The organism is Glycomyces sp. TRM65418 (assembly GCF_019710475.1).
Taxonomy (GTDB): domain Bacteria; phylum Actinomycetota; class Actinomycetes; order Mycobacteriales; family Micromonosporaceae; genus Glycomyces.
Genome location: NZ_JAJFAX010000011.1, coordinates 12746 through 26093, shown reverse-complemented (window position 1 = coordinate 26093; position 13348 = coordinate 12746). Strand labels below are relative to the sequence as shown.

Below are 13348 nucleotides of genomic sequence, written 5' to 3'. Positions count from 1 at the left end.
TACTAGTTGGCCTCGGCGGGGACGTCGGCCACCCGCTTGACGACGTGGTCGATGAAGCCGTAGTCCTTCGCCTCGGCGGCGGTGAACCAGCGGTCGCGGTCCGAGTCGCGCTCGATCTCCTCGACCGTGCGGCCGGTGTGCTCGGCGACGCGCTCCTGGAACATCTGCTTGGTGTAGAGCATCTGCTCGGCGAGGATCGCCACGTCGGACGCGGTGCCGCCGATGCCGCCGGAGGGCTGGTGCATCATGATGCGCGCGTGCGGGAGGGCGTAGCGCTTGCCCGCGGTGCCGGCGCACAGGAGCAGCTGGCCCATGGAGGCGGCCATGCCCATGCCGACGGTGGCGACGTCGTTCTTGATGTACTGCATGGTGTCGTAGATGGCCATGCCGTCGTAGACCGAGCCGCCGGGCGAGTTGATGTAGAGCTTGATGTCGCGCTGGTCGTCCTCGGCCTCGAGCAGGAGCAGCTGGGCGCACAGACGGTTGGCGATCTCCGAGTTGACGTCCGAACCCAGGAACAGGATGTGCTCCTTGAGCAGGCGGTCGAAGACCATGCTGTCCAGGCCCATCGAGGAGGGGTCGCCACTGCCGCGACGGGCGACCGCGCTGACGACGTCCTTCTCCAGCTGCGAGGAGAATGGATTCGAATGCTCCATGTCTTGCACCTTCATTCTGTCTCGGCGATATGCACTCGGCTTTGCGGTTACCAATGCAGACCTTAGCCCGTCGGGACGACGATCGGACGCGCCTGGGGGCCGTGTTCGCTGCGAGCGGAGCGCGCCGCGATCCGCCGTCCGCCATGGGGCATCGGCCGCCGCGGCCGGGGTCGAGGGCGGGCATCCGGGAGGGGACGCCGCCGGGACGGGACGCGGGCGATGGTGAAAAGTTGCAGTTCAATACCAGCTGTCGCGCGCTACTGTCGCGCGACAGGTGACTTCTGCTATCGTCGGGCAAGCGCTTCACAGGTGACTTGGCACACGTGGGGGCGCACCGCGCACGCGCATCCCCGCGCGGAGCGAACCAGCGGTCTCCCGGCCGGCATCCGGGGCCGACCCCGTTCCCCGAAGAGAGAGCTCAATGAAGAGAAGACTCATTTTGAGCGCCGGCACCGCCGGCGCGGCGGCCCTGCCCCTCAGCGCCTGCGGCTTCATCGGCGGCGGCGGTGACGACGAGGGCGACGCCAAGACCGTCAAGTTCTGGCTCTCCGGCGACGCCAACCAGGGCGGCGGATTCCAGAAGATGGCCGAGAAATACCACGAGGAAACCGGCGTCACCGTCGACATCGACGACATCCCCTACGACGACTTCAACACCCGGCTGCGGAACGCCGCCCAGGCCGACGGCCTCCCCGACCTCGCCCGCGTCACCGCGGTCGACCCGATCTGGATGCATCAGCTCGAGGACCTCTCGGACATCGCGAGCGCGCACGGGGTCATGGAGAACCTCATCGTGGAGAACGCCGACGGCGCGGTCCCGACCATCCCCACCGACCTCACCGCCGTCGGCCTCTACGTCAACAAGTCCCTCTTCGACGAAGCCGGGGTGGCCTACCCGACCGCGCCCGACGGGCTGTGGACGTGGGACGAGTTCATCGCCGCGGTCAAGGAGGTCAAGGCCGCCACCGGAGCGCGCTACGGCCTCGTCATGGACCCCTCCTCGCACCGCCTGCGCTCCTTCATGTACCAGTTCGGCGGCGACGGCTTCGTCCTCGGCGAGGACTGCACCTACTCCACCGACGAGGCGGCCACCACCGCCGCCCTCGAGTTCTTCGCGGCCGTCAACGACGACGACGTCATGCCCCGCTCGGTGTGGGTCTCCGGCGACGACCCGAACGCCCTCTTCAAGAGCGGCCAGGTCGCGGCCTACTACTCCGGTTCCTGGCAGGTCGCCGACTTCCAGGCGAACATCGCCGACTTCGAGTGGGCCTCCGCGCTCATGCCGGCCCAGCCGCGCCGCGCCACCAACGTCGGCGGCGGCCTCATGGTCGTCTACAAGGGCGAGAAGTCCCGGACCGCGCTCGACTTCGTCGACTGGCTCTACAGCGCCGAGAACTACACCGAGATCTCCGAGATCTCCGGGTTCCTGCCGGTCACCCAGGGCCTCACCATCGACTACGGGCCCTCCCAGGCGAGCTTCGACCTCTACAACGAGGAGATCGCCGCCTCCGACCCGATCTCCGGCCACCAGATCACCTCCCAGCTGGAGATGGCGTACGCGGGCCAGAGCGCCGGCGGCGACGCCGACCCGCTCAAGGACGAGGCCGTCAAGCTCGCCAACGGCGAACAGGACGTCGCCACCACCATCGCGAACATCATCGCTTCGCTCAACGAGAACATCACCTGCGAGTAACCCTTGACGGCCACCGCCATCGACACCGAGCGCCTCGCCGGGCCGCGCCAGCGGCCCGGCCGGGCGCGCCGCGTCCAGTACCGGTTCGCTCCCCTGGCGCTCGCCGGACTCAACATCGTCCTGTTCGGCCTGTTCTTCGTCTGGCCCGGCAGCCTGGGCCTGATCTACTCCTTCACCGACTACACCGGGATCGGGACCTTCGAGTTCATCGGCCTGGACAACTACGAGCAGCTGTTCGGCGACCCGACCTTCTACCGGGCCCTGACCCGGACCCTCCTGTTCGCGGCCCTGAGCGTCCCGCTCATGTACGTCGTCTCCCTGAGCATCGCCGCGCTCCTGGTCAGCAACTACACCAGGGGCAAAGCCGCGGCGAAGATCATCTTCTTCTTCCCGTGGCTCATCTCCCCCATCGTCGCGGGCGTCATCTGGCGGTGGATGTTCGGCGAGAGCTTCGGCTTCGTCAACTACGTCGTCAGCGAGCTCGGCGCGGACCCGCTCGCCTGGCAGACCGACCCCGACCTCGCCCTGATGGTCGTCGTCATGGCCGGCACCTGGGGCGGCACGGCGTTCAACATGCTCATCTTCATCGCCGCGCTCAAGAACGTCCCGCGCGCCTACTACGAGGCCGCCGAGATCGACGGCGCGAACTCGTGGCAGCGGTTCCGCCACATCACGCTGCCCTCGATCGCGCCCACCTCGTTCCTGGTGATCCTGCTGTCCTCGCTCGGGGCCATGAAGGAGTTCGCCATGGTCCAGGCCCTCAACGGCGGCGGACCGGGCACCTCGAACACCTTCATCATCCAGTACATCTACGAGACCGGCTTTCAGCGCGCCGACGTCGGCTACGCCAGCGCGGTCTCCATGATCCTGCTGGCCATCCTGCTCACCATCGCCCTGCTCCAGATGTGGGTCAACCGGAGGCGCGCCGCATGAGCATCACGACCGCGAAACCCGACACGACCGCGCCGGCCCCGCGCCGCAGCGGCGCGAAGCCCGCGAGACGCCGGCCCCGCCAGGCCCGGGAACTCGGCAGCGTCATCCCGATGTCGACGTTCATGTGGCTCCTGGCGGTGCTGTACGCGTTTCCGCTCGTCTGGTTCCTCCTGAGCGCGTTCAAGCCCGGCAGCGAGCTGTTCCAATACCCGCTCACGTTCCTCCCCGAGAGCCCGACGGTCGGCGGCTTCGAGAAGGCCTGGGACCGGTTCGACTTCTTCCTGTACTTCTCCAACACGCTCGCCGTGGCCGTGACGACCACCGTCCTGACGGTCTTCGCCAGCGCCATGTGCGGCTACGCGCTGGCGAAGTACCAGGACTCGCGCTGGATCCGGGTCTTCTTCGTCTGCATCCTCGCCACCACGATGCTGCCGACCGAGGTCATCCTCTCGCCCACGTTCATCGTGATCCGCGACCTGGGCATGTACGACACCATGGCGGGCCTGGTCGTGCCCTCGATCCTGACGGCCACGGGCGTGTTCATGTTCCGGCAGTTCTTCATCTCGATCCCGGACGACATCATCGAGGCCGCCCGCATCGACGGCGCGCGCGAGGTGGGGATCTTCTTCCGGATCATGCTGCCGATGTCGCGGCCGATCATCATGACGCTGGCGATCTTCTCGTTCCAGTGGCGCTGGAACGACTACATCTGGCCGCTCATCGTCGTCGGCGACGAACGGAAGTTCACGCTCCAGATCGCGCTGCGCTCGATCGTGGGCGCCGAGAACATCGACTGGCCGCTGCTGCTGGCCGCGTCGGTGATGTCGATCCTGCCGCTGGTGCTGATCTTCATCGTGTTCCAGAAGTACGTCATGAACGAGGACATCAATGCAGGACTCAAAGACTGACGAGCGCTTCGCGGCCGCCGTGACCGCGGCGGCCGACGAGCGCGCCCGGGCGGTCCTCGACGGCGTCGACGGACTGCTCGACGGCACGCCGCACCACCGGGCGGTCATGGCCGCCGCGAAGGCCCTCGCGGCCTGCGGAGTCCACCCCGGCTCGGTCCACTTCGCCTCGGAGGAGGCGGCGCGGGCGGCGACGCGGCTGATCGCGTACCTGGCCGGGATGCAGGGCGAGGACGGCCTGTTCGACGGCGAGAACCTCAGCTCGCCGCCGGACACGGCGTTCACGGTCAACGACCTGTGCGACACGTACGCACTGCTGGCCGATGCGCCGGGGCCGTGGCGGCCGTTGGCGCCGGAGTTGGAGCGGATCGCGCTCAAGGCGGCGGAGCCGCTGCGGCTCGGCGGCGTCCACACGCCGAACCACCGCTGGGAGCTGAGCGCGGCGCTGGCGCGCCTGAACCGGCACTGGCCCGACCCCCGCCTGGTCGAACGCGTGGACCAGTGGCTCGCCGAGGGCGTCGACATCGCGCCGGACGGGATGTACTCGGAGCGGAGCGCCAACTACGCGCTGCACGTCTCGAACCCGTCCCTGACGGCCCTCGGCGTCTCGCTGGACCGGCCGGAGCTGCTGGACGCGGTGTGCCTGAACCTGGAGGCGATCGCGGCGACCGCCCTGCCGGACGGCACGGTCGAGACCGTCCACTCGCGACGGCAGGACCAGCGCGGCACGATCACGCTCGCGCCGTTCCTCATGCAGTTCCGGCGGTTCGCGATCGCTCGCCGCCGCGGTGACTTCGCCGCGGTGGCGGAGCGGATCCTGGAGGCGCCGCCGGCGTTCCCCACGGACGCGCTGGCGGAGATCCTGCTCGAACCGGCGCTGGCCGGGCCGCTGCCGGAGCCCGAGGAGCCGAAGGCGGTGGCGGCGGTGTTCCCGTCGTCGGGGCTCGCGGTGGCCCGCGACGGGGACTTCTATGCGGCGGTCTACGGCGGCTCCGACTACGCCGGGCACGGGCGGATCCGCTCGGGCCTGGCCTCGAACCCGACGTTCCTGCGGGTGGTCTCCGGTGCGGCGGTGCTGGACTCGGTGCGGTTGTCGCGGGACTTCTTCGGCCTCGGCCCGTTCCGGGCCGACGGCCTCGCGGTCGAGGACGGCGCGTTCGTGCTGCGGGAGCGGTCGAGCGCGGCGTACTACCAGCCGCTGCCGCCGGAGCACCGCAACGCGGACGGGGTGTACGCCCTCACCGACGAGGGTCGGTTCTCGGCCTCGATGGACTTCGCGCACCGGCCGGCCGAGTCCGTGGAGCTGTACACCGAGATCACGGTCCGGATCCACACGGCCGCAAGGGAAGTGCGCTTCGACGTGGCAGCGGAGCCCGGCCGGGTCGGCGAGGTCCTCGAACTGTCGTTCCGTCCCGGCGGGGCCTTCGAGGGCGTGCGAGAGGCGCCCGGAGGCGTCGAGCCGATCGGCGGGCGCTGCTCGTACCGGTGCGGCGCGGACCGTCTCGCGATCGAGGTCCGGCCCGAAGGCGCGCCCACTCGTCGGCCGTTCTACCACCCGGGCGAGGACTACACGCACCTGAGCGGCACGGATGCGGGCGAAGGCGCGAAGCTCTACGTGTCGCTGCCCGAGAGCGGACGCGCGACGGTGACGCTGCGAGCGGAGCGCGCGCAAGCCGGTTGAGCAGCGGCCGCCGTCCGATGCGGCGCCTTCAGACGACAGAGCCGAGCACCGCAGGACGAACGGGGGCCCACCGCGTGCGCGGTGGGCCCCCGGTACGTCCGTTCGAGGATCACTCCTCGGTCTTCTCCTCCGAGTCGGCGTCGACCACGGCGTCGCCGTCGGCCTCGGCGGCCTTGCGGCCCGGGAAGAGGTCCTCTTCGGTGAGCTCCTTGCCGGAGGCGTCCACGATCGAGGCCTCCTTGACGACCTCTTCGAGGGCCAGCTGCTGGCGCAGCGAGACGGCGATCTGCTGGAGGCCGCCGTTCGTGCGCAGCTCGTCCACGAACTTCTGGAACTGGTCCTGCGGGACGCCGCGCTGCTGGGCCTGGCGCACGACCTCGGCGGTCATGAGCTCGCCCGAGACCTCGAGCTCGCGCTCGGTGGCGATGCGGCCGAGGATGATCGACTGGCTCAGGTTCGACTCGACGTCGTTCCGCAGCTCGGCGTCGAACTCCTCGGGGGTCTTGCCGACCGCGGTGAGGTACTCCTCGAAGCTGCCGGCGAGCTGCACGACCTGCTCCTGAAGGTGGCCGCGGGTGTGCTCGATCTCGGCCTCGACGGTCTTCTCCGGCAGCGGCAGGTCGACGGCCTCGAGGAGGGCCTCGAGGGTCTTGGCGCGGGCCTCGTTGGCCTTGCCGGTGCGGCCCTGGGTCTCCAGGCGCTCGCGGGTGGCCTCGCGCAGCTCCGCGAGGGTGTCGAACTGGCTGGCCATCTCGGCGAAGTCGTCGTCCAGCTCGGGAAGCTCGCGCTCCTTGACCTGGGTGACCTTGACCTCGACGTCGGCGGTCTGGCCTTCCTGCTCACCCGCGAGGGTGGACTGGATGGTCTTCTCGTCGCCGGCGGACATGCCGATGAGGGCCTCGTCCAGGCCGTCGAGCAGGTTGCCGGAGCCGACCTCGTGGCTCATGCCGGTGACGGAGCCGCCCTCGACCTCTTCGCCGTTCTGGGTGGCGCGCAGGTCGAGCACGACGAAGTCGCCCTCGGCCGCGGCGCGCTCGACGGTCTTCAGCGACGAGAAGCGCAGACGCTGCGACTCCAGGTCCTTGTCCACGTCCTCCTCGGTGACGTCGCCGGCCTCGACGGTGACCTTCAGCGAGGAGAAGTCGGGGAGCTCGAACGCGGGGGTCACGTCGGTCTCGACCACGAACTCGAACGGCTTGCCCTCTTCGATCGGCTTGACCTCGGTCAGCTCCGGGCGGCCCAGCGCGTTCACGTCGTTCTCGGTGACGGCCTTGTTCAGGTTGGCCTGCACCGCGGGGTCCATCGCCTGCGCGAAGACCGACTCGCGGCCGACACGCTGGTCGATCACCTGGCGGGGCGCCTTGCCGGGGCGGAACCCGGGGACGCGGATCTGCTGCCCGACGGTCTTGTACGCCTCGTTGATGAACGGCGCCAGCTCCTCGAACGGCACCTCGACCGACAGCCGCACCCTGGTCGGGCTCAGGGTCTCGACAGTGCTCTTCACAGACGTACTCCTAGATCAGATTTCGCTTGATTGCCTTACGTCGGGCGCGGTGGGCCGCCCGTCTGCATCGGTCCGCCGGCAGCGCAGCATCGACCCCCGCTCCGAACGAGTCTAGGCCGCCGCACCAGGGCGGCCCCGGCGGGTGTGGTCGATATCGCCGCTCGTCACCCGCTGCGGGGAGCGCGACCGGGCCGTCCGGACAGCGCCCGGATCGCCTAGACTACGCCGAGCAATCGTTCTCCGAGGAGCCGCTATGCCCACCCCCGCCATACTCGTCTTCACCAAGACGACCGGTTTCCGGCACGATTCGATCCCCGCCGGCGCCGCGGCCGTCGAGCGCCTGGCGGCCGACCTCGGGTACGAGTCCGAGCACACCGAGGACGCGGCGGTCCACAACCCGGTCGACCTCGCCCGGTTCGCGGCCGTCGTCTGGCTCTCCCCCTCCGGCGACGTCCTGGGCGAACTCGAACGCGCCGCACTCGCCGACTACGTGACGGGCGGCGGCGGCTGGTGCGGGATCCACGCGGCCTCGACCGCGGAGCGCTCCTGGCCGTTCTTCCGCGAACTCGTGGGCGCCCGCTTCATCGGCCACCCGCCGGGCTGCACGCCCGGGGAGATCGACGTCAAGGACGCGGCGCACCCGTCCACCGCGCACCTGCCGAAGCGCTGGTCGTGGACGGACGAGTGGTACAGCTTCGACGCACGCCCCGAGGGCGTCGAGGTCCTCCTGGAGGCCGACGAGAGCACCTACGACACCGCCGACCTCGCGATGGGCCGCCCGCACCCGATCGCCTGGCACCGCCGGCTCGAAGCGGGCCGGTGCTTCTACACCGCGCTGGGCCACGCCGAGGAGGCCTACGCCGACCCGGTGTTCCTCGCGCACCTCAGGGGCGGCCTGCTCAGCGTCCTCCCCGCCGAATGAGGACGCCTCCCCAACGCCCCGCCGCCCGCCTCGATCGGGACTCGTAGGCTGGAGGGCTCAGGCATCCGAACCCCGGGAGGCGGTCCATGGCCATCGCGGCGCGCGTCCTCGTCACCGACCTGGGCTCGGTCCTGTTCGACTTCGACCCGGCCCGCCGCCTCGACCTGCTGTCGACCCGGACGGGGCTGGCTCCGGAGGAACTGGACCGGCGCTTGTTCGCGTCCGGGTTCGAGACGCGATGCGAGGCGGGCGAGTTCACCGCCGCCGAGATCCGCGACGAGGTCGAGCGGCTCACGGGCTTCGACGGGGGCCTCGACGAGCTCATCGGGCTGTGGACCTCGGCGTTCCGCCTGAACCGGGAGGTCCTGGACGCGCTCACGGGGAACGGCCTGCCGCTGGCGGTCTTCTCGAACAACGGCCCGCTGTTCGCCGACGGCTTCGACGAGCGCTTCCCCGAGGCGGCCCGGTGGTTCCGCCACCGCTACTTCGCGTGCCGCCTGCGGGTCCGCAAACCGGAGGAGGCGGCGTTCGCCGAGGTGGAACGCCGGCTGCGATCGGCCGTCGACGCGGCCCCGCGGGACCTGCTCTTCATCGACGACGACCGCGAGAACACCGCCCGGGCCGCGTCGCGCGGCTGGCAGGTCCACACGTTCGCGTCGCCGGACAGCCTCAGAACGGTCCTTGCCGCCGACTTCTGATCGATGCGCTACACTCGTCTGCGTCCGCTCACGCGGACCGCGCGGGTGTAGCTCAATGGTAGAGTCTCAGTCTTCCAAACTGATTGCGCGGGTTCGATTCCCGTCACCCGCTCTAGGAGAAGCCCTCGGCCGGCGGCCGGGGGCTTTCGTCGCGTCCGGTGCGGAGCGTACGGCGCGGGACCCGCAGGTGCATGAAAATCGTCGCGGGAGGGTATCTCCGTGGGGCTCGCCCGACGGGGGGCGACCCGATGCGAGGAGAACACTCATGAGCGCCGATGTCGTGGAATTGATCATGCAGGACCACCGCGAGGTCGAACGGCTGTTCGACCAGCTGAAGAACTCCCCCGAGACGCGTCCGCTCCTCACGCCCGTGCTGGCGGCGCTGCTGGTCGCGCACAGCCGGGCCGAGGAGGCCGAGGTGTACCCGGCCGCGAAGGACGAGGCGGGCGACGTCGAAGACGTGGCGCACAGCCAGGAGGAGCACGCCAAGGCCGAGCAGATGCTCAAGCGGCTCGTCGAGGCCGACCCGGAGTCGGACCAGTACGGGCAGCTGCTGACCGAACTCGAAGAGGCCATCTCCCACCACGTCGAGGAGGAGGAGTCGAAGGTGCTCCCCGACCTCAAGGAGGCCTTCGACGAGCAGCGGCGCATGCAGCTGGGGAAGGCGTTCGTCGAGAGCCGCACGCGGCACCTCGGCGAGATGCCGGGCGAGGCCACCAAGGAGGAGCTGCAGTGGCAGGCCCACAACATGGGCCTGGCCGGAGCCTCGACCATGGACAAGGCGGAGCTCGAGAAGGAGCTGAAGGCCAGGGCCTCCCTCTGACCGACACGGTCGTCCGAACGCCGGGAGCGGCGGGGCCCTTCGGGGCCCCGCCGCTCTGTCGTTCGGTCTCGGGACCGCGCCGGTGCTCCACTGCGGACACGCCGCCGGACGCGCGGCGAGGGCGCACACGGCGACGGCATGCCCGCCCGGCCGCTGCGGCCGGACTCGTCGGAGGACGTTTCCCACCGGCCGTTGCGAATCGAAGTATGTCGATGTACCCTGTTGAGACCGTTGCGAAAGTTTTACTGGAAGTTTCGGAACGAGTGGTCTCACCATTGACGCCGGCCCGCTCCCCTGAGCCGTCGCCTCCCTCACCGTCGATGTTGGACTGTCGCCTCTGGTCACACAAGGAAGCAGCCATGTCACCATCGAACGGACCCCGTCTCGCACCCGACCCCGCCCGCCTCCGCGGGCGCTCCCGATTCAGATTCGCCCTCGTCACGCTCGCGTGCTTCGCCATCGCCGTCGCCGTCGCCCTCGCTCCGCGGATGGGCGCCGAGGCGCAGGTGCAGGCGTCAGCGGAGTTCGACGGAGCGAACTGCAACGTCCAGATCCCCGGCACCTGGGCCTCGAACTCGCGGCTGCCCGATCCCTTCACCAGGATCGACGGCACCCGCATCACCACGAGAAGCCAGTGGGAGTGCCGCCGTGCCGAGATCAAGGAGCTCGCCGAGCGCACGATCTACGGCGACAAGCCCGCCCCGCCCTCCAGCGTCACCGGCACGGTGACCTCGTCGCGGATCACCGTGAACGTCTCGGACCAGGGCCGCAGCACCAGCTTCTCGGCCACGGTGCAGCTCCCCAGCGGCAGCGGCCCGTTCCCGGCCGTGATCGTCTACGGCGGCTTCGGCGCCGACACCGACACCATCCTGTCCACCGGCACCGCGGTGATCAACTACGACCCCGGCACGGTCGGGGCCGAGGGCACCTCGCGGAACAACAAGCAGGGCGCGTTCTACAGCCTGTACGGCGCGTCGAGCAGCACCGGCATCCTCATGGCCCAGGCGTGGGGCGTCAGCCGCCTCATCGACGTCATCGAGCGGTCCGGCGGCGACATCCTGAACAACTCCACCGGCGTCACCGGGTGCTCGCGATACGGCAAGGGCGCGTTCGTGGCCGGGGCCTTCGACCAGCGCGTCGACCTGACGATGCCGATCGAGTCGGGCACCGGCGGCGTCCCCGCCATGCGCTCGATCGCGCAGGAGAGCGGTTCGCAGGGCCTCAGCAGCGCCTACGGCGAGCAGCCGTGGCTGGGCGACGCGTTCAACTCGTACACGGGCAACCCGAACGGGCTGCCGGTCGACACCCACCAGATCGTCGGGATGATCGCCCCCCGCGGCCTGTTCATCATGGAGAACCCGCACGTCGAATGGCTCGGCGCGCGATCGGGCCACGTGGCGGCCCTCGGCGGCGCGGAGATCTACAAGGCCCTCGGCGCGGGCAGCAACATCTCCTATCTGTCGAACACCTCCAACGGCACCCACTGCGCCACGAGGAGCGAGTGGCAGACCCCGCTGCGCCAGAGCATCCAGGCGTTCCTCCACGACAACGGGAATCCGCCCGGGACGATCAACGCCCACCCGAACAAGTCCGGGAACCTCTCGCAGTGGCGGAGCTGGACGACGCCGACGCTGACCGGCGGCCCCGGTGAGACCGAGACTCCCACCGAGCCGACGACCGACCCGCCGACGACCACGCCCCCGCCGACCGGATCCACGGACCTGCTCCAGAGCGTCTCCACCGGCAAGTGCGTCAACCTGCCCAACGGCAACACCGCCGACGGGACCAAGGTCCAGCTCTACACCTGCGCCGAAGACCCCAGCCAGCAGTTCACCTACACCGCCGACCGCGAACTGCGGGTCCGGGGCAAGTGCCTCGACACCTACTCGGGGAGCAACGGCACCCAGGTGCAGATCTACGCCTGCCACGGCGGCGACAACCAGAAATGGACGTTCGGGTCCGACGGGACGATCCGCAACGCCCAGTACACCAACGCCTGTCTCGACGTCTACAGCTCCTCCAACGGCGCACCCGTGCAGGTCTACGCCTGCCACGGCAGGAACAACCAGCAGTGGCTCCGTGTCTGACGGATGAGGAGTCCGCCGTCCCCCGCACCACGGGGGCGGCGGACTTCGACTGGACGCTGCCGGACGGCACGGGGCGCTCGGTGCGGCGGTGACGTGCACGCCCGACTGAGGCCGAAGGCCGGGACGCCGACGCGCCCCGGCCCGAATGCGTCACAAGGCCGCTCCCGCGATGCGAGTGCTCATCGGCGGCCCTTGATACGTTCGCGAGCGTGTCCGGCCCTCCTTCGACGACCCAGCCGCCTTCGATCAGCCTGCGGCGGCTGGCACTGCCGATCTACGGGCCGACCATCCTCATCTCGATCGGCATGGGCGCGGTCGTCCCGCTCATCGCCCTCTCCGCCCTCGACCTCGGCGCGACCGTCACGCAGGCCGCGATCATCGTGGGACTCATGGGCTTCGGGCAGCTCGTCGGCGACCTGCCCGCGGGGGCGCTCGCGCAGCGGTTCGGCGAGAAGCGGGTCCTGCTCGCCGCGTGCCTCCTCGAGGCGGCCGCGCTCCTCACCGCCTCGCGCACCGGCTCGCTCGCGGTGCTGGCCACCGCGGTGTTCGCGATGGGGCTGTCCTCCGCGGTGTTCGGGCTGGCCCGCCACGCGTACCTCTCCGAAGCCGTCGCGATCGGCTTCCGGGCCCGGGCGCTGTCGACGCTCGGCGGGACCTTCCGGATCGGCTCGTTCATCGGCCCGTTCGCGGGCGCGCTCCTCATCGAGCAGCACTCGTTCGGAGCGACCTACGTGTTCGCTGCGGCCACCAGCCTCACTGGAGGGCTGCTGTGCCTGGCCCTGCCCGAGCTGCCCTCCGCCGCCGCAGCGGCCGCGGCCGAGCCGCCGCAGCGCCGGAGCATGTGGACGGTACTGGCCGAGCATCGGAACGTCCTGTACACCCTCGGCGTCGGCGTCTTCCTCATCATGATCGCCCGCGCCTCCCGACAGGCGATCATCCCGCTCTGGGCGGAGTTCCAAGGCCTCGACGCCACCACCACGAGCCTCATCTTCGGTGTCGCGGCCGCCTGCGACATGCTGCTGTTCTACCCGGGCGGCGCGATCATGGACCGCTTCGGGCGGATGTGGGTGGCCCTGCCCGCGATGCTCGTGATGGGCGCCGGGTTCCTCCTGCTGCCGCTGTCGGGCACGGCCGTCGCCATCGGCCTGGTCGCCTGCTTCATGGGGCTGGGCAACGGGATCTCCTCGGGGATCGTGCTCACGCTCGGGGCCGACGTCGCCCCGGCGGACGGACGCCGCCAGTTCCTCGGCGGCTGGCGCCTGTGCGGCGACCTCGGCAGCGTCGCCGGTCCGGGCCTCATCAGCCTGGTGGCCCTGGCGTTCCCGCTGGCCGCCGCGGCCGTCGCACTCGGTCTGATCACCTGGGTCGGCGCGGCCTGGCTCGCCAAATGGGTGCCGGCGTACGACCCGGCGCGGCGAGCGCGTGAGTCCGCCTCGGCCTGACCGT

General features: G+C 70.1%; 11 protein-coding genes and 1 tRNA gene. 10 read left to right on the top strand and 2 right to left on the bottom strand.

The features are described 5' to 3' along the window. Window positions 1–2 precede the first annotated feature (2 nt). Window positions 3–569, bottom strand: a complete 567-nt coding sequence (locus K3N28_RS20085) for an ATP-dependent Clp protease proteolytic subunit (protein WP_228094629.1) — start codon at window positions 567–569, stop codon at window positions 3–5. 508 nt (window positions 570–1077) lie between these two features. Between K3N28_RS20085 and K3N28_RS20080 the strand changes: the two genes are divergently transcribed. Genes K3N28_RS20080 through K3N28_RS20065 form a run of 4 tightly spaced genes read left to right on the top strand, consistent with a single transcriptional unit; the run spans window position 1078 to window position 5868 of the window. Continuing rightward, entirely contained in the window at window positions 1078–2349 is a 1272-nt protein-coding gene (locus K3N28_RS20080; protein WP_228094544.1) for an ABC transporter substrate-binding protein, read from the top strand. A gap of 3 nt (window positions 2350–2352) precedes the next feature. Continuing rightward, a complete protein-coding gene (locus tag K3N28_RS20075; protein WP_228094543.1) occupies window positions 2353–3282 on the top strand; it encodes a carbohydrate ABC transporter permease in 930 nt (309 codons plus the stop codon). Beyond that, a complete protein-coding gene (locus tag K3N28_RS20070; protein WP_228094542.1) occupies window positions 3279–4190 on the top strand; it encodes a carbohydrate ABC transporter permease in 912 nt (303 codons plus the stop codon). Before K3N28_RS20075 ends, K3N28_RS20070 begins: the two co-directional genes overlap by 4 nt. Further along, window positions 4171–5868, top strand: a complete 1698-nt coding sequence (locus tag K3N28_RS20065) for a hypothetical protein (RefSeq protein ID WP_228094541.1) — start codon at window positions 4171–4173, stop codon at window positions 5866–5868. The genes K3N28_RS20070 and K3N28_RS20065 overlap by 20 nt, the downstream gene beginning before the upstream one ends. Window positions 5869–5977: 109 nt before the next feature. Here K3N28_RS20065 and tig read toward each other — a convergent pair whose 3' ends face one another. After that, on the bottom strand, window positions 5978–7372 hold the full coding sequence (gene tig, locus K3N28_RS20060) for a trigger factor (protein ID WP_228094540.1): 1395 nt from the start codon (window positions 7370–7372) through the stop codon (window positions 5978–5980). A 253-nt stretch (window positions 7373–7625) separates the two neighbouring features. On the opposite strand from tig, the gene K3N28_RS20055 reads away from it, so the two are divergent. The 6 genes from K3N28_RS20055 (at window position 7626) to K3N28_RS20030 (ending at window position 13344) form a co-directional block, all read left to right on the top strand. Further along, entirely contained in the window at window positions 7626–8294 is a 669-nt protein-coding gene (locus K3N28_RS20055) for a ThuA domain-containing protein (RefSeq protein ID WP_228094539.1), read from the top strand. Window positions 8295–8380: 86 nt separating this feature from the next. Beyond that, window positions 8381–8992 carry a hypothetical protein gene (locus K3N28_RS20050; protein WP_228094538.1) on the top strand — a complete coding sequence of 204 codons (612 nt, stop codon included), beginning with the start codon at window positions 8381–8383 and terminating at the stop codon, window positions 8990–8992. 41 nt (window positions 8993–9033) lie between these two features. After that, window positions 9034–9104 (top strand) — tRNA-Gly (locus K3N28_RS20045). A 153-nt stretch (window positions 9105–9257) separates the two neighbouring features. Then, the gene (locus K3N28_RS20040; protein ID WP_228094537.1) at window positions 9258–9815 is read left to right on the top strand and encodes a hemerythrin domain-containing protein; all 558 of its coding nucleotides are present in this window, start codon (window positions 9258–9260) and stop codon (window positions 9813–9815) included. A gap of 359 nt (window positions 9816–10174) precedes the next feature. Further along, window positions 10175–11902 carry an RICIN domain-containing protein gene (locus tag K3N28_RS20035; RefSeq protein ID WP_228094536.1) on the top strand — a complete coding sequence of 576 codons (1728 nt, stop codon included), beginning with the start codon at window positions 10175–10177 and terminating at the stop codon, window positions 11900–11902. Window positions 11903–12111: 209 nt separating this feature from the next. Next, window positions 12112–13344 (top strand): MFS transporter, encoded by a 1233-nt coding sequence (locus K3N28_RS20030; RefSeq protein ID WP_228094535.1) that lies wholly within the window; start codon window positions 12112–12114, stop codon window positions 13342–13344. The last annotated feature ends 4 nt before the right edge of the window (window positions 13345–13348 follow it).

Coding starts and splice junctions, on each gene's coding strand:
- K3N28_RS20070 (WP_228094542.1), top strand. CDS start 3,279: ATGAGCATCACGACCGCGAAACCCGACACGACCGCGCCGGCCCCGCGC.
- K3N28_RS20065 (WP_228094541.1), top strand. CDS start 4,171: ATGCAGGACTCAAAGACTGACGAGCGCTTCGCGGCCGCCGTGACCGCG.
- K3N28_RS20050 (WP_228094538.1), top strand. CDS start 8,381: ATGGCCATCGCGGCGCGCGTCCTCGTCACCGACCTGGGCTCGGTCCTG.
- K3N28_RS20085 (WP_228094629.1), bottom strand. CDS start 569: ATGGGCCTGGACAGCATGGTCTTCGACCGCCTGCTCAAGGAGCACATC.
- K3N28_RS20080 (WP_228094544.1), top strand. CDS start 1,078: ATGAAGAGAAGACTCATTTTGAGCGCCGGCACCGCCGGCGCGGCGGCC.
- K3N28_RS20040 (WP_228094537.1), top strand. CDS start 9,258: ATGAGCGCCGATGTCGTGGAATTGATCATGCAGGACCACCGCGAGGTC.
- K3N28_RS20035 (WP_228094536.1), top strand. CDS start 10,175: ATGTCACCATCGAACGGACCCCGTCTCGCACCCGACCCCGCCCGCCTC.
- K3N28_RS20055 (WP_228094539.1), top strand. CDS start 7,626: ATGCCCACCCCCGCCATACTCGTCTTCACCAAGACGACCGGTTTCCGG.